Source organism: Lascolabacillus sp., assembly GCF_028696275.1.
Lineage (GTDB): Bacteria > Bacteroidota > Bacteroidia > Bacteroidales > Dysgonomonadaceae > Proteiniphilum > Proteiniphilum massiliensis.
Window position 1 is genome coordinate 1 of record NZ_JAQVHI010000042.1, and the last position, 17,903, is coordinate 17,903.

Consider the following 17,903-nt stretch of genomic DNA (forward strand, 5'->3'; position numbering starts at 1 on the left):
TATAATCTTAATATTATATCTCTTGTACTTGCTTGTCAAAAAAAAATGTATGTAAATTTTTTAAAGATCGCTTATCGTTTCGCTTATCAGGTGGTGTTCCTTTCAAAAGCGGGTGCAAAGATATGGACTATTTTTTAATATCCAAAATAAATCGAGATAATTTTTCAATTTATTTTTTTCTCTGCAACATGTAAATTGATTTTCAACCTTTTCGATCATTAACCTCTGTAATGAATTCTACATTGAGCGGAAAAGGATTGCAAAGATAGAGAAAATTATAAATACGCTCCAAACATTTCTATCACTTTTTTCTAAAATCATCATATTATTTTCTTGCCTATAATGTAACTGACAGTACAATACATTCAATGACAGAGAATTGCCGTTCCAGTATACTCCTGCTGTTCTATTCTTATTAGTCTGCAAGAATATTCTCCCTAAAATTTATACCAAAGCTTTGCCCAAATAATATACTATTATTACAACTATTTTACCATCCCCATATATAGAAGGAGCAGGTAAGAAGAATATAAGAAGAATATAAGAAGACGATAAGAGCTTAGGTAAGATGAAAGTAAAATAAAAGCATGTCAAGATCTGAAATATTTTTCCACTAAGTAGTAAAAAACATCACAGAACTACATAATCTATTATAAGTATATACTTCTATATTAATATGCCAGTAAGTGTGAACTTGTAGTAATAGTAGGTGTAACAGCAAAATTCAAAATATTTCCATTTCTCTCAACCTCTATATTTATAGAAACAGGTGTATTCCAGTCAATATATTGATTGAAGTTGAACAGGTATGAAAAAGCTGCTCTATATCTCTTATTGTTTGAGATTGCGTTTGATATTTTTAAATAATCAGCAATATTCCAGAACATACAATCCTTGAAGCCATTTGAATCGGTATATCTAGTGTTCGTATCTCTGAATTCCATAGTTTCAGCAATAAACCGACGATAACCCTCTGTAAGTTGCTGAGATGAAGTGTGATCAAAGCTTTGCCCCTGAATGTTTATAACCACATCACCCTGACGTATCCCAGCCAACGCTGCAGGAGAGCCAGGATCAACAGAAGCAACTGTTTTTAAATCATTCATATCATAGCCTATACCTGTATAATTGTACTTAAGATATTTAATCTGGAATGTGGCAAATGATCTGTTACCTGCATAAGGAAATTTGTATAGCATAAGAGGCAAATTCATTTCCAGGTAGTCAATCAGATTATAATAAGAACTTAGTCGCTCATTCACCTCTCCCTCCCAAATAAGTGTCATCTCACCTGCCTCCATAAATTTTACATCATAGAAACGTGCTCCAAATTGCAACTGATAGGCAATATCATCAATTCGAACTCCCTCAGATGGATTATATAAAGGCACTCTTACGGTTCTGTTATTTCTTGTATCATACCTCCAAACAGGTTGATAGCTTCCAAATGTTGAAGAATTAGACTTGAAAAGAGGGTTACTTTCAAAACTGTAGTATGTTTGAATTATAAAGTCAGGATCAGTGGGATTGTACTCCAATCCTTTTTCTGATAAGGCACGTATAAAGATTGCATTTATTCTTTCATCTATCTCTCTGGTACTTTCATCAGAAGCTGCAAACCCAAAAGTTTTATAGTTATGATATAGAGCGTTCTCGTTAGTTACGGTCTTTACAGGCATCAGAAAACGCCTGTTCTGAACATTTTCTAAACTATAAAATGCAAATACCGGGGCAAGCTGTGCTTCCGGAATAGCATTACTGCTGCGGCAATCTTTCGAAAATGTAATCTCTTTGAATGAGTGTTCGAAATTACGAATTGCAAGTGTAATGTCTGTTTCGTTTATATTGAACCAGGACATTATTGTTTGATAAGATTTGAGATATGTGCCATTATGATTGACCGATAGTAATATATCATTGATCTTTAAACCAGCTCTTTCGGCGGGTGAACCAGGGGTAATCTCCACAACAACAGGCTCTTTATATCCCCAGCTTTTATCATCACTGATTTCAAAACTAAAACCTAAACCACATGTAATCTTGTTTTCTTGTGATAAGGATTTAAATGAAATTAATAACAGAATAAAAACAATATTTATAATTCGTTTCATTGTACTATCTTCTAAATGTGTGCTCAATAGACAAAGATATGAGAAATCAACAAATAAATTAAATGAAATCTTCACAATTTCTATATCTTTGTTATTATCGATGCATATAATATTAAAATCACACATCAAAATAAGATGTTAGACATAATTAAAAATGATCCCTGGCTGGAGCCATATTCAAAAGCAATAAACGGTCGGCATGATTATTATCTGAAAAGATTATCTGATTTAACGAATAATGGTAAAATAAAATTATCTGATTTCGCAACAGGACATCTATATTTTGGATTACACAAAACATCTGATAAGTGGGTGTTTCGTGAATGGGCACCAAATGCCACAGATATCTTTCTTGTAGGTACTTTCAACCAGTGGCAACATCTGGAGTCTTTCCGATTGCAACCTATTGGCAATGGTGTGTGGGAAGTTAAGGTTCCACTGAATCGCATTAATCACAAAGATCTATATAAACTTCATGTTACATGGGATGGAGGATCTGGCGAACGAATTCCAGCCTGGAGCAAACGAGTTGTTCAAGATCCTGAAACATATATATTTAGTGCTCAGGTTTGGGAACCTGAACATAAATACACATTTAAATATAAAGATTTCAAACCTGACACCTCCCCTCTTCTTATATATGAGACACATGTTGGTATGTCGAGTGAAGAAGAAAAGGTGGGTACATACAATGAATTTCGGGAGAACATTCTCCCTCGCATTAAAAAAGCTGGTTATAACGCCATTCAGATTATGGCAATTCAGGAACACCCTTATTATGGATCCTTCGGATATCATGTGTCCAGTTTTTTTGCCCCATCATCAAGAAGCGGAACACCTGAAGAGTTACGTGAATTAATTGATACTGCCCATGGAATGGGCATATCTGTGATAATGGACATAGTACACTCTCACTCTGTTAAAAACGAAACTGAAGGAATATCCAGAATTGATGGATCATATGATCTGTATTTTCATAGTGACCCATCACGAAGATATCATCAGGCGTGGGATTCACTTTGCTTTGATTATGGTAAAGATGAAGTCCTCCATTTTTTACTGTCAAACTGTAAGTACTGGTTAGAAGAGTTTAAATTTGATGGATTCAGATTTGATGGCGTCACATCAATGATATATCTCAGTCACGGTTTAGGTGAATCATTTTCGAATTATAGTGATTATTATAATGCAGGTCAGGATGGGGACGCTATATGCTATCTGACACTAGCCAATCAGCTAATACATGAAGTAAAACCTGATGCAATTACTATTGCAGAAGAGGTAAGTGGAATGCCCGGTTTAGCTATGAAAATTTCAGAAGGCGGTTATGGTTTTGATTATCGAATGGCAATGAATATACCTGACTTCTGGATAAAAACCATAAAAGAGAAAAAAGACGAGGATTGGCATCCATCAGCAATCTGGTGGGAAACAACAAATAGACGATCCGATGAGAAAACAATATCATATTGTGAGAGTCACGACCAGGCATTGGTAGGCGATAAAACAATAATATTCAGGCTTATTGACTCTGACATGTATTGGTATATGTCGAAACTTACAAATAGTACCCACAGGGTAGATCGTGGAATAGCACTTCATAAAATGATCAGACTGGTTACAGCAACAACGATAAATGGAGGCTATTTAAATTTTATGGGAAATGAGTATGGACATCCTGAATGGGTAGATTTTCCCAGGGAGGGCAACAACTGGTCATATAAATACGCAAGAAGACAGTGGAGATTGGCTGATGATGGAAATTTAAAGTATCATTATCTTGGAGATTTCGACAGATCAATGATTAACTTAATTAAATCTGTTCCCAATTTCCAGGATAAACCTTTGATTAAGGTTTGGGACAAAGATGATGATAATGTACTTGCCTATATGAGAGACGAGCTATTGTTTGTATATAATTTTAATCCAAAAAAATCATTCAGTGATTACGGAATACTAGTTCCTCAGGGTGAATATAAAGTTATATTAGATACAGATGATAAAGAGTTTGGAGGCTTTGGTTTAAATGACACATCTATTAATCACTTCACACATTTCGATCCTCTGCACTCAAAAGACAATAAAGGATGGATAAAGCTTTATCTGCCTGCCCGGACGGCGCTGGTTTTAAAAATAAAGAAGTAAGAAGATAATTTTATTAAGAATAAATAATAAGAAAAAACTACTGAAATGACAAAGAACAATAATAATACAATAAGTCAAAATGATTTATTATACCCACTGAAATTTGAGCCGATTCTTAAATCAATTATATGGGGAGGTTCTGCTATTACTGAATTCAAAAACATCAAGCCATCACTTGACGGTATAGGTGAAAGTTGGGAAATCTCAGATGTAAAAAACAATGTTTCTATTATATCCAACGGAGAACTCGCCGGTTTATCATTAAATGAACTACTTTCTAATAAAAAAGAGCAGCTTGTTGGAAAAAAAGTTTATGACAAATTTGGAGACACCTTCCCTCTTCTCATTAAGTTTATAGATGCAAATGACGATTTGTCAATACAGGTTCACCCTGATGATAAAATAGCAGGAGAAAGACATAACTCTTTCGGAAAAACCGAAATGTGGTATGTTGTAAAAGCTGCACCGGGAGCATTTCTTTATTCAGGCTTTGAAAAAAACATATCACCAGATGAGTATGTAGATAGCGTAGAAGATGGAAGTTTTACAGGAACACTAAAAAAGTACAATGTAGAAGAAGGAGATGTGTTTTTTCTACCTGCAGGTCGAGTTCATGCTATAGGAGCCGGATGTTTTATAGCAGAAATTCAGCAAACATCAGATATTACATATCGTATTTATGATTATGATCGTCGTGATGCTAACGGTAACACCAGAGAACTCCATACTGAACTGGCAAAAGATGTCATTGACTTTAAGATATATGATACATATAAAACTGAATATACTAAAGAAGTTAATCAGCCAGTGAAACTTGTTTCATGCCCTTATTTTACCACCAATCTGCTAGACATTGATATCCAAATTAGCCGTAATTTTAAAGAAATAGACTCCTTTATTATATATATGTGTCTGTCGGGGCATTGTACATTGAAAGATAATAATGGTAACTCTGTTTTTATTGATCAAGGCGAGTCGGTTCTCATACCAGCTACTACAGATAATCTTCTAATTATACCAAGTGAATCTTCTAAATTACTCGAGATATATATAGAATAATTTTAAAAACTGCAGAAAATGAAAAACATCAAACTGTTGTTAATTGCATTATGTACCACACTAACTACATTTGCTCAGGTACCGCAAAACCTTGAAAGTGAACTTGTATTACTGAACGTAAAAACAGGTAAGGAGAAAGTAATCCTTCGTGAGAAGAGACATTTCGAAGCACCTAACTGGTCGCGAGATGGTAAATATCTTATTATAAATAGCAATGGATTGCTTGAAAAAGTATCTGTAAAAGGAGAGAAACTAGGAATAATAGACACTGGTTTTGCCAACAGATGCAATAATGATCATGGTTTATCATTTGACGGCAAATGGCTTATTGTGAGTCATAACGACCCTACTGTAACTGCACAGGGTGGAAACTCTAGAATTTTTATTCTTCCGCTATCAGGAGGTGTACCAAGGTTGATCACAGGTAATGCACCAAGTTATTGGCATGGTGTAAGTCCTGACAATCAATGGGTCGTTTATTGCGCAATGAGAAATGGAGAATGGGATGTTTACAAATCTCACATGATAACTGATGAAGAGATACGCCTTACTGATGCAAAAGGTTTGGATGATGGTCCGGAGTATAGCTATGACGGAGAATGGATATACTTTAATAGCAACAGAACCGGAAGAATGCACATTTACAGAATGCGGCCTGATGGAAGTGAACAGACACAACTGACCAATGATGAATATGATAATTGGTTTCCACACCCGGGACCTGACAACAGAAGTATAGCATATATTGCCTATATAGAAGATCAGCAGGGAGGACATCCATTTGGAAAAGATGTTAAATTGAGATTGCTGGATGTAGAAACTTCACAGATACGTGATCTTACACCTGTTTTTTATGGTGGTCAAGGAACATTAAATGTTCATAGCTGGTCGCCCGATGGTAAAAACATAGCTTTTGTAAGATATATAAACAACGACTGAACTATATATAATATTCCATCTGATCTATTAACCCGGCTTGCAATGCATACCGGGTTACTTCGTTTACGCTGTTAACCCCGAGTTTTCTGTAGATATTGCGTCGGTGAGTATTTACTGTATGGAAACTTAAATTTTTTTCTACTGCAATTTCTTTTGTTGTTTTACCTAAAGCAATCTCTCTTAGAATATTAGATTCAGATACCGTAAGTTTATCAGGAATATTTTGCTGGGGGACACCTGCTTTCATAACAGATTCAGCAAAATCACACCAGTATACCTCATATTCTGTGACACACATTAATGCATCCAATATATAGGATTTGGAATTATGTTTTAAAACAACGCTGATGGAGGGATCTGATTGTAACAGTTGTCTCAGAAAATGGACATCAGGTTCGTCAGAAAAGATTAGCCATGATGAAGCTTTAGCTCCACTCTTAATGTTAAGTAAGTGAGTTATTGATAAAAAATCAAATAAAGAATAATCAACAATTACAACAGAATTAGGGTATTGGCGAAGCATGAAAAGCATTTTACTGTAGTTTTCCACCTCAATAATCTTTGCTTCTTTATTATACTCTCTGAGTATTGATATTAGCCCTATTCGCGTAACATCCTGATTATCTGCAACAATATAATTCCGACTCACAATAATTATTATTTTACAATCACAAATTTAATAATTTATCTCACTATATCAGTAAATATACCACGAATGTGCTATTTCAATCTCATATTTCATCTAATATCTTTGCTTCATAAAAAATTAAAAATTAACAATATGTCAAAAATTGCAGCAAATTTAACAGAACTAGTAGGTAATACACCATTACTCAGACTAAGTCAATATGGAGATAAAGAGGGAGCAAAGGCAAATATTATTGCCAAGTTAGAGAGTTTTAATCCCCTTAGCAGTGTAAAAGACCGTATCGCGTTATCGATGGTTGAAGATGCAGAGAAAAAGGGTATATTAAAACCAGGCTCTGTAATAATTGAACCAACAAGTGGCAATACCGGTATTGGCCTGGCATTTGTATCTTCAATTAAGAAATACAGACTTATTCTAACAATGCCTGAAACGATGAGCATTGAAAGAAGAAATTTACTCAAAGCACTGGGAGCTGAACTAGTATTAACACCCGGAGCTGAAGGTATGAAAGGTGCTATAGCAAAATCAAAAGAACTGCAGGCTCAGACATCAAATTCAGTTATTCTTCAGCAGTTTGAAAATCAGGCAAATCCTGAAATTCATTACCTTACAACAGGAGAAGAAATTTGGCGAGATACTGATGGAAAAGTGGATATCTTAGTAAGCGGTGTTGGTACGGGTGGAACTGTGAGTGGAGCCGGAAAACGCTTGAAAGAGTATAATCCCAAAATACAAGTAGTGGCCGTTGAACCCACTGATTCACCCGTATTATCGGGTGGTAATCCCGGTCCTCATAAAATACAGGGAATAGGTGCTGGTTTTATTCCCGGAACATACAATTCATCAGTAGTAGACCGCATTTATAAAGTAAACAATGATGAAGCAATTCTTACGAGTCGCAGGTTAGCATCTACTGAAGGTTTACTTGTTGGAATATCTTCAGGTGCAGCAGCATATGCAGCATTGCAAATAGCACTTGAACCAGAAAATCAAGGGAAAAATATTGTTGTGATACTCCCTGACACAGGTGAACGTTATTTATCCACAGTACTTTATGCTTTTGAGGAATATCCATTACAGCTTTCTAAGGTTGAAGATTGATACTTTTTAAACACTCAATATTCCTCGAAATGATTACAGGCTTAAATAACATGCAGAGAATGTTGGTTATGAATATGTCAGCAATGAATGTTTGTTGTACAAAACTTCATAATCAGCCCTCTCTGTATACCTAAATTAAAAAAGGTATCATAAAACGGGGCGGCTGATTCAAAAGATCAGCCGCTTTTTTTTGAATAATTAAATCAACTTTTAATAATTATAATTTAAAACTTATGAAATTAACTTTTATAGTTCTTATCCAACTACTTATATTTAGTACATATGCACAAGATTTGCAAAATGTAGTTATAACGGGAAAAGTAATTGATCAGTATAATGAACCTCTGGCAGGGGTTACAATTATTGATATTACTAATCCAGGTAATGGTACCGTTTCAGACATTGATGGTAATTATCGGATTAGCACAAATATTGGTCATACACTTGAATTTACTTATATAGGATTCGAAAATCAATCTATAAATATAGATAAATCGGCTACAATCAACGTCAGACTAATTGAGTCTACTACCACTTTGAATGAAGTGATAATTACCTCATTAAATATTCCTCGAGAAAGAAAAGCATTAGGTTATGCAGTGCAGGATGTCTCCTCTGAAGCATTTCAGACCAGACCAACAAATCCTATGAGTGCACTTTCAGGAAAAATAGCCGGGCTACAGGTAATCTCGGGTGGAAGTAACCTTGGTGGTTCTTCAAGAATAACATTAAGAGGTATAAACTCAATAACCGGTAATAATCAACCACTTTATGTTATTGATGGGGTACCGCTTGATAACAGTGAACTGAATAGTTCATCCACAATAAACGGTAGTGCAGGAAAAGATATGGGAAGCACAATTCAGGATATTAACCCTGATGATATTGAGAGTGTTAATGTTCTCAAAGGACCTTCAGCTGCAGCTCTATATGGCTCAAGAGCTGCTAACGGTGTTATTCTTATTACTACTAAAAATGGTAAGACCGGAGATGGAGGGATTAACATAGAAGTTAATACAGGTCTGGAGTTGGAGAATGTGGTCAGACTACCAGAGCGTCAAAAACTTTATGGAGGTGGGTATAATACTACTTTCAGCACAGCACAGATCAATGGTACAACATATAATATTGTAGATTATGCAGGAGATGAAAGCTGGGGACCAAAATTAGATGGCACACCTGTACTACATTGGTATAACCTCGACCCAGAATATCCTGAGGATTATTTAAATCCTGAGCCATGGGTATATCCTGAAAATGATGTTCATTATTTCTTTAAAACCGGATTAGCAAATACCAACAATATATCTTTATCTAAATCAAATGATAATTCTGTATTTAGGGTATCATTTACTAATAAGAATGTAACAGGAACTATTCCAAACTCATCATTGGGTAAAAACAGTTTGAGTATTTCAGGAAATATTACAGGTGATCTACTATCGTTTTTTGCAAGTGCAAATTATATCAAAACTTCAACTACTGGACGACCATGGACAGGTGCTTCCAACAGGAATATTATTCTGGAAGCTTTTCAATGGGGTCATGTTCAGGTTGATTATAAGAAACTTAGTGAATATAAAAGACCAGATGGTACTCCAAGAGCATGGAACCGTACAGGTTATCAGAACACTGTAGCTGATGAGAAAACCAAATATATTGATAACCCATACTGGTCGGCTTATGAAAGTTATCTTGAAGAGGACAGAGATAGGCTTTATGGGAATTTTGGCATTGTACTCACCCCCACTCCATGGCTATCTGTAACAGGTCGTTTAAATGCAGATATATATGATTATGATTATCAGGACAGAATAGCTTATAACTCGCGTTCGCAATCTATGTACCAGGAATATAGTCAAAAATATGAGGAATTTAACTATGAATTGCTTGCTACAGCTAACAAATCTTGGAGTGATCACTCTTTTGTTGCAAATGTAGGAGCTAATTATCTACAGAGAAACAGAAGAATAAGTGATATTTCCACTTCTGGGGGTTTGATTATACCTAACTATTACAGCCTAAATAATGCAACATCAACTATTATAAACCCAACAACAGGTATATATAAAAAACAGCTTTCATCGGTTTATGGAAGTATATCTTATGGATGGAAAGGTACAGTTTACCTGGATGGTACATTTAGAAATGACTGGTCTTCAACACTGCCTGTTGAACACAATTCATACTTCTACCCATCTGTTACTTCATCAGTTATACTTAGCGAACTACCAGGGCTACGTAACAGCAACTGGCTCTCTTTTGCCAAACTTAGATTAGGATGGGCACAGGTAGGTAATGATACAGATCCGTATCAGCTTTACAAAGTATACGAAGCGGTAAGTTCAATTAATGGCAGAAGTGCATACACTTTACCTAATCAATTAAATAATATCAATCTTAAACCAGAGATTACATCTTCACTGGAGACCGGTTTGCAATTACAATTCTTCAAAGATCTTATAAATCTTGATTTTACATATTATAATAACTCAAGCCGTAATCAGATAATTTCATTACCTACATCAGCAGCATTTGGGTATTCTTCTATGCTAATCAATGCAGGTGAAATAAATAACAGAGGCTTTGAAGTGATTTTAGGTATAAATCCGGTTAAAAGTAGAAACTGGGACTGGAATACAACGTTTAATTTCTCAAGAAACATAAATAAAATAATTGAGCTTTCTGATGCCGTAAATAAATTAAATCTTAGTACAACTCTTGTAACACTCACTGCACAGGAAGGTAAAAGTTATGGTCAGATAGAGGGTTACGATTTTGTTTATGCTCCTGATGGACAAAAAGTTGTGGGTGAAAATGGTCTTCACATGAGGACTCAGCAGATTGTCCCCTTAGGCAGTGTACTTCCTGACTTTCTTTGGAGCTTTCAAAATGGATTAAGATATAAGAATCTTAGATTTAATTTTCTTGTTGACTCACGTGTAGGTGGAAAATTCTTTTCCCAAACGTACTCTGTGGCTATGTATTCAGGTATTCTTCCTGAAACAGCAGCTAATGGCATTCGTGAAACAGGAGTTGTTTCTGATGGCGTAACAGCAGATGTAACCTTTAACGCTGATGGCACCTATAGTGTAACAAATATTGCTCCTAATACTAAAAATGTAACAGCTCAGGCATGGGCAAGGAACTATAGTAACGGACCTACAGCATATAGTATTTTTGATGCTACCTTTATTAAACTAAGAGAATTATCACTTGGGTATGATATTAAATTATCGGAAAATAGTCCTGTGAAAAGTATTGGCACCTCTCTATATGCGCGTAACCTATTTTATCTATACAGAAAGAGTAAAACAATTGATCCAGAGTTGACCAACAGCAGTGGAAATGTTCAGGGAATTGAAGGTGGTAATATGCCCACACCATTAACTTATGGCATCAATTTAAGTTTCAGGTTTTAAAAAAGATTAATGAACAATTTAATTCAGAATAAGTTATGAAATTATTTAATATATCACTAGTATCTCATCTAACAGTATTATCACTACCATTATTATTCCTTTTTACATCATGTATAGATGAGAATCTTAATATAGATCCAAACAGACCATCCTCAGTGCAGACTACATCACTAATTGTAACTGCTCAAAAACAGCTTGTTGATAATGTTAAGAGTGAACCAGCATCTCTTCGAAGCTCTGCATTGTTTACACAACAGATAAGTCAGGTAACATATACCAGTCAGTCACGCTATGACATCCCCTTCAGTTATTCGGAGACTATCTGGAATGGTCTTTACAAAGCAGTGAACAACCTTCAGGAAATTATCATACTTAACAGTAACCCTGAAACTAAAGATTTGGTAACAGCAGATGGCGCAGGAAGAAACTCAACCCAGATTGCTATAAGCAAAATATTAAAGTCATATGCTTTTTATGCGCTTACTGATATTTTTGGGAATGTTCCTTACCATTCTTATGGAAACAATGATCCTGAATTTGAGGCTCTGCAACAGGAAACAAACAACTTAACACCGGCATATGCCTCTCAGGAGAAGATATATGCAGATATTCTTAATGAGTTAAAACAGGCAGGTGATACTTTAATTAAGTATCAGGCCGAAACAACATTTGGGGCATCTGATATAATTTATGGAGGTAATAATCTTAAGTGGGCAAAATTTGCAAATTCACTTAGATTACGATTTGCTACCAGATTAAAAGTTAAGAATCCGGAACTATACAGTTCTCATTTTACAGATGCACTGACAAAAGGTGTATTCACAAGTAATGCAGATAATGCAATTTTTAAATACTCAACAGCTTCCCCTAATGAAGCCCCATATTATCGTGCTACAGTAACTGCTAACAGAAGAGACTTTGCTATTTCAAAACCCTTTATCGATTTACTTAAAGGAGAAAATCCACAAATACCTTTTGCAGACCCTCGTTTAAGCAAATTTGCAGCACTAAACAGTAAGGGTGAATATGTAGGATTACCGTATGGACTAACTGAATCTGAAGCTGGTAGTTTTCCTGCAACTGAAGTTAGTCTGCCAGGTGCTATTTACAGTGCTCCTGATTTTGGAGAAGTACTTATGGAGTATTCCGAGGTTGCATTTCTTCAATCTGAACATAATGGATGGAGTCAAACTGACTATATTAATGGTGTAAGAGCATCTCTGGAGAAATGGGGAGTAACAGATTCTGAAGTTGAAAATTATATAGCATCACTACCTGTAGCCAATCAGAGAAATGTTCTTAATCAGAAATATATTGCACTATTTACTCAGTTTCTGGAAGGTTGGAGTGAGTATCGCAGAACCGGATTTCCTGATTTTCTTATTAAAACAGGAGATATTATATATTCAGGTCAGGTAAACGGAGGTCAGGTAACATATACTTTTAATCCATTATTTGGTGACGGAGGAGTCCCATCTCGTTTATATTATCCTGTAAAAGAACAATCTGTTAATCTAACTAGTTATCAGGATGCAATTGCAAAACAGGGTAATGATGTAATTGAAACTAAACTATGGGTGTTTAAATAAAAACATGTAATTTTACGACCTTATAATTATATTGGTTGAAGCAGTATATTACAACTATTTTTTATTAATATCCTCAATTTAAATAAAATATGAAATACAAAACGATATTATTACTTGCAGTGCTTATTGTTATGTTTTCCTGCAATCAAAAAGACAAAAAAGCAGATCTGCAAAGCGGAATCTGGCTAGGTGAAATAGAAGTTGCTGAAGGTAAAAAGGTTCCATTTCTTTTTGAAGTTAACAAGGTATCGTCTGACTCTGCAACAGTTATTCTGCTGAACGGAGAAGAGAGGTTTGTCTTAAATGGATTTTCATTAATCAATGACACTCTGATTATCCCTATAATTGCATATGATGCAGAGTTAAGAGGTATAATTTCAGACAATAAGATAGAAGGAAAATTCTTGAAGCATTATATAGAGAATGATCCGGGTATACCTTTTAGGGCTACTTTTGGAGTTCTGAACAGATTTGAACCTGTTGATAATCCTACATCATTGAGAATTGATGGTAAATGGGATGTGCTTTTTATAGGTGAAAATAGGGATACAACACATAATGTTGGGATTTTTAAAACAGATAACAATATTATTACTGGTTCAATTCTTACACTTTCGGGAGATTTAAGATATTTGGAAGGAGCATATACTGAAAAAGGTGTTCAACTTTCTGCATTTAGTGGTTTAACCCCTTATTATTTTGATTTTAATTTTATTGATGAAAATAGTTTTGAGGGAATTTTCTATACAGCAAGAGGAACTACACGCATTATCGGTAATAAAAATGATGCTGCTGAATTGGCTGACCCTTATTCATTAGCAGGACTAAAGAAAGGATTTGACACTTTAAGTTTTGAATTGCCCGATCTTAATGGAAATATTGTATCTCTCAAAGATGAAAAGTATCAGGGTAAAGTGGTTATTGTTTCTATTCTGGGAAGTTGGTGTCCCAACTGTCTCGATGAAATGGCATATCTTGCACCATGGTATGAGGAAAACAGAGATCGTGGTGTTGAAGTTATTGGTATAGCTTTTGAAAGAAAAGATGATTTCGATTATGGGAAAAGAGCTCTTACTCAGTTAAAAGAACGATACAATACTGGTTATACTTTGCTTTTTGGAGGTGCTGTAGGCAGGGAAAATGTTGCAGGTGCATTGCCGGAACTGGATAATTTTTCAAGTTACCCTACAACTATATATATAGATAAACAGGGGAAAGTACGTAAAGTGCATACAGGTTTTAACGGACCGGCTACAGGATTATTCTATGAGGAATTTAAAGAGGAATTCAATCAACTGATTGACTCTCTTTTGGAAGAATGATCAGTATCGTTAAAGTGATTTTTATTTAATCTAAATATATTAAATTTAAATTGAGTAGATAATATCTTAAAGCATATATCTAAATATATTCTAGAGCCTGTTTTATATCTGAAAATATTGAATCCACACTCTCAAGTCCTACTGACAGACGGAGTGTGGTTTCTTTTATACCCATATCTGAACGCTGTTCAGAAGTGAAGGTTCCATAAATTGTACTTGCCGGATGAATTATTAGAGTTTTGTTATCAAACAGATTAGTTGCTCTATGTATAATTTGAAGTTTGTTCATGAATTTAAAGCATTTTTCCTTAGACTCAAGGTCGAACGTGAGCATTGCACCCGGGTATTCACCAAATTGACGTTTACTCACTTCATAATATACATTATCTCCCAATCCGGTATAATTAACAGATTTGATTGCGGGTAACGCTTGGAGTTTTTTAGCAAGCTCCAAACAGGTTGTTGAGTGTCTATCAAACCTTACACTTAATGTTTCAAGTCCGAGGGACTGAATATAGGCCACTTCTGGTGTCATATAAGCACCTATATTACGATGAATCTCCTTACGTAGCTTAAAATTAAAAGCTGATTCATGAATTTCTGATAAGTAGTTTAATTTGGCTGAATTCTTCCAGTTAAACTTACCGTAATCAATAATTAAACCACCAAGACTAGTTCCTCCGCCTGATATATACTTAGTACTTGATATTACATCAATATCAATACCGAAATCTTTTGCTTTGAAATTAGTAAAAGGTATTATTGTTGTGTCAGCTATAAGAGGAACATTATTTTCATGTGCTACACTGCTCAATTTCTTAAGATCAGCAACCTCCATTTGTGGATTAGAAATAATCTCAACAAATAGTGCACAACTGTTCTCATCAAGATTAGCAGCAACATCTGCTGGATTAGTCAAATCACAAAAGCGTGTTTCAACACCAAAAGCTTTTAACGTATTAATGAAAAAAGAGTATGTGTTACCAAATAAATATTTTGATGTGACTATATTACTACCACTCCAAGCTAATGTGAAGAACGCATTACTGATTGCTGCCATTCCTGAATTAAGCGCTGTAACGTTATAAGCATCTGTTAGCATTTTTACACGTTCTTCATAATATTGTACAGTTGGGTTTGACACTCTCGAATATGTATGCTCGTCAGTTCTGCCACAGAATGCATTCTCCATCTCTTCTGCAGTAGAAAATTCATAAGCCAGAGCGTGGTAAACCGGCATTGATAAAGATCCATAAGGATCTGGTTTTGGATAACTCAGACTCAATAACCTATCTACCTGATTTATTTTATTCATTATATTTAAATTACCATTTTATACTTCTTACCTAAAACAAAATAAAAGAATATAATTCATATATATATGAATCTAATATAATAAAATACTGAAATACAAATTATATTAAATACAAAGATAAAAATAAGTACATAAAAGCATAAAAAAACCCCGAAGGTTTATTATTCGGGGATAATTATTTTTTTCTAAAAATCAGGGAATTTAAATCTGTCAGTAGGTGGTACCAATCTCTTCCTATGATGGTACATTTCATAAACCCAATAGAAAATAAAACCTAATACAATACTCCTTTTGATAGACATAATAAAAAAATTATCGTTTTAGAATCCATGCATCCGAATACTTTGGATAATGTTTATGTACTTTCTTTAAAAACTCTTCAGCATCCGTTTCATTATCAAATGACGCTGAATAAACATCAATACGTTCAGGCCTCTCTAACCAGTTTGTTCCTGTAAAACCATCTGCTTTTAGTGATTCAGCAAGTCGTGTGGCAGACTTATCACCTTTGAATACACCCATTATGATATAATACCTTGGAGAATCATCAGTTATCTCTACAATTTCTGATGCAGGAAATACAACTTCTTTAGTAGCTTTATTCTCAATGATTATTTCGTTAGATCTATTGTTTTTAGGTGTAAGCCATTCTGTTTCATAAGATATTTTGGCAGATTGACGTTCAATAGTCCTGTCACTCATTGGCATAAAGAACATTATTAATACTACAGCAGCCACAACAGCTGCTGCAACACTTGCAGTTCTTAAACTACGTTTTTTATTGTAACTACTATCTGAATCAACCCCTCTGTTAGCCTCAGTAAGACTTACAGGTTTCTGCAATTGAATCAATGGTTTCAATCTGGCCATACTCAGACCAAATAAAGCGGGACGGATAAAACTTCCAGGTTTATATGAAAACCTGTTATCATCAAATAAGATAAAAGAACCTAATCTTCCTAACTCTACAGAACGTTGATCCCTCAATTGCTTCTTCATTTCAGAGACTTCCTCTTCAATCCAAAGCATAGCAGCATCAAATGAAATGCTGTAAGTCTTCATATATGATTCTGCTAGAAGTCCGTCATTATAAGTAAGATCCCTGTTGAAGACCAATTCACAAGATGGTGGTAAATAGATAGAAATTCCATCTCTGTGAGAGTTACTGGTGTTTACAACAAACCCTCCAAGTTCTGGAATAATTACACAATTGTGTTCGTGCAGCAAGAATTCGATGTGTGTAACAAGTCGGTTCATAAGGCAAAGATAAAAAAATAGAGGTAAATCAAGTCAAATGTAGTAAAAAAAACATCATTTTTTAACTAACGGTTAACTTTATCAGGATTCTTATTTGCAAAGTCTTTCCAGTCTTTATATTTCTTATCAACTGTTGATACTCCTGACTGATAAAAATGGCATAATGCAGCAGCCAAACCATCGGAGGCATCAAGTTGCAAAAGCATCTTATCATCCGGAATATGTAGAATCTTTTGTAGCATATATGCTACCTGCTCTTTAGCAGCTCTACCATTACCTGTAATGGACATCTTTATTTTCAGAGGTGCGTATTCAAAAATAGGAATATCTCTTGATATTGCGGCCGCCATTGCAACCCCTTGGGCTCTTCCAAGCTTTAGCATACTTTGAACATTTTTTCCAAAAAAAGGAGCTTCGATGGCTAGTTCATCAGGAAGATATTCATCAATAAGTCCTATTATTCTTGAATATATTTTTGCGAGCTTCAAATAATGATCACCATATTTACCAAGATTCATAACACCCATGGCTTCCATAGAGGGTTTGTTATCCAAAACTCGAAGGATTCCGTAACCCATAACCTGTGTACCGGGGTCAATTCCCATAATTATACGCTCTTTTTGAATAGAGTCTTTTTGCATGGTAAATAATGAAGTTTAATAGTCAATAGTCTGTAATACAGTAGAAAAGCCCACAAGCTTTTCTTTAAACTTATCCATTAACAGATTATATACATAATTACTCTCCTCTCTGTTCCATTTTTCAAGCAGTTCAATAGTTTCAACCTGAAATTCCATAGCGAATGATAAACCTTCATCCTTATTACTTCCATATATTCTGGCAAATCTTGCTGAAGTTAAAATTCCGCTTTTTGTTGACATTGGTATAAACTCCTGAAGAATATATTCTATAAATTCATCTTGAAGAGTTTCATCTATATGGAAAGTTGTGTTGAAAACAATCATCTAAAGGAGTTTTTTTATTTAATTTATGC

General features: G+C 34.8%; 13 protein-coding genes. 7 read left to right on the top strand and 6 right to left on the bottom strand.

Features of this window, described 5'->3' with window-relative positions; translation table 11 throughout:
- Positions 1–671: 671 nt before the first annotated feature.
- On the bottom strand, positions 672–2,111 hold the full coding sequence (locus PHO43_RS08775; protein ID WP_197271993.1) for a PDZ domain-containing protein: 1,440 nt from the start codon (positions 2,109–2,111) through the stop codon (positions 672–674).
- Positions 2,112–2,246: 135 nt separating this feature from the next.
- Between PHO43_RS08775 and PHO43_RS08780 the strand changes: the two genes are divergently transcribed.
- Genes PHO43_RS08780 through PHO43_RS08790 form a run of 3 tightly spaced genes read left to right on the top strand, consistent with a single transcriptional unit; the run spans position 2,247 to position 6,254 of the window.
- The gene (locus PHO43_RS08780; RefSeq protein WP_053826412.1) at positions 2,247–4,256 is read left to right on the top strand and encodes an alpha amylase C-terminal domain-containing protein; all 2,010 of its coding nucleotides are present in this window, start codon (positions 2,247–2,249) and stop codon (positions 4,254–4,256) included.
- 45 nt (positions 4,257–4,301) lie between these two features.
- Positions 4,302–5,315, top strand: coding sequence for a type I phosphomannose isomerase catalytic subunit (locus PHO43_RS08785; protein ID WP_288010031.1), 1,014 nt, complete (start codon positions 4,302–4,304; stop codon positions 5,313–5,315).
- 18 nt (positions 5,316–5,333) lie between these two features.
- Positions 5,334–6,254 (top strand): TolB family protein, encoded by a 921-nt coding sequence (locus PHO43_RS08790; protein WP_053826414.1) that lies wholly within the window; start codon positions 5,334–5,336, stop codon positions 6,252–6,254.
- A gap of 1 nt (position 6,255) precedes the next feature.
- Here the strand turns inward: PHO43_RS08790 and PHO43_RS08795 are convergent, their stop codons facing one another.
- Positions 6,256–6,903 carry a response regulator transcription factor gene (locus PHO43_RS08795; protein WP_052673131.1) on the bottom strand — a complete coding sequence of 216 codons (648 nt, stop codon included), beginning with the start codon at positions 6,901–6,903 and terminating at the stop codon, positions 6,256–6,258.
- Between the two features lie 132 nt (positions 6,904–7,035).
- Here PHO43_RS08795 and cysK point away from each other — a divergent pair, with 132 nt between their 5' ends.
- The 4 genes from cysK to PHO43_RS08815 all read left to right on the top strand — a co-directional run bounded on the left by cysK (position 7,036) and on the right by PHO43_RS08815 (position 14,337).
- Entirely contained in the window at positions 7,036–8,004 is a 969-nt protein-coding gene (gene cysK / locus PHO43_RS08800) for a cysteine synthase A (RefSeq protein ID WP_288011964.1), read from the top strand.
- Positions 8,005–8,237: 233 nt separating this feature from the next.
- Positions 8,238–11,426: a SusC/RagA family TonB-linked outer membrane protein gene (locus PHO43_RS08805; RefSeq protein WP_053826415.1), complete on the top strand. Its 3,189-nt coding sequence runs from the start codon at positions 8,238–8,240 to the stop codon at positions 11,424–11,426.
- A 35-nt stretch (positions 11,427–11,461) separates the two neighbouring features.
- Complete coding sequence (locus PHO43_RS08810) at positions 11,462–13,015, top strand: SusD/RagB family nutrient-binding outer membrane lipoprotein (protein ID WP_288011966.1); 1,554 nt, start codon at positions 11,462–11,464, stop codon at positions 13,013–13,015.
- 89 nt (positions 13,016–13,104) lie between these two features.
- Positions 13,105–14,337 (top strand): peroxiredoxin family protein, encoded by a 1,233-nt coding sequence (locus tag PHO43_RS08815; protein ID WP_288010022.1) that lies wholly within the window; start codon positions 13,105–13,107, stop codon positions 14,335–14,337.
- Between the two features lie 79 nt (positions 14,338–14,416).
- Here PHO43_RS08815 and PHO43_RS08820 read toward each other — a convergent pair whose 3' ends face one another.
- The 4 genes from PHO43_RS08820 to PHO43_RS08835 all read right to left on the bottom strand — a co-directional run bounded on the left by PHO43_RS08820 (position 14,417) and on the right by PHO43_RS08835 (position 17,874).
- The gene (locus tag PHO43_RS08820; protein ID WP_053826418.1) at positions 14,417–15,652 is read right to left on the bottom strand and encodes an aminotransferase class I/II-fold pyridoxal phosphate-dependent enzyme; all 1,236 of its coding nucleotides are present in this window, start codon (positions 15,650–15,652) and stop codon (positions 14,417–14,419) included.
- Between the two features lie 312 nt (positions 15,653–15,964).
- Positions 15,965–16,909: an HU domain-containing protein gene (locus PHO43_RS08825; protein WP_045089479.1), complete on the bottom strand. Its 945-nt coding sequence runs from the start codon at positions 16,907–16,909 to the stop codon at positions 15,965–15,967.
- A 65-nt stretch (positions 16,910–16,974) separates the two neighbouring features.
- Positions 16,975–17,550 (bottom strand): crossover junction endodeoxyribonuclease RuvC, encoded by a 576-nt coding sequence (gene ruvC / locus PHO43_RS08830; protein ID WP_082057354.1) that lies wholly within the window; start codon positions 17,548–17,550, stop codon positions 16,975–16,977.
- 15 nt (positions 17,551–17,565) lie between these two features.
- Positions 17,566–17,874, bottom strand: a complete 309-nt coding sequence (locus tag PHO43_RS08835) for a DUF4286 family protein (protein WP_288010019.1) — start codon at positions 17,872–17,874, stop codon at positions 17,566–17,568.
- Positions 17,875–17,903 lie beyond the last annotated feature (29 nt).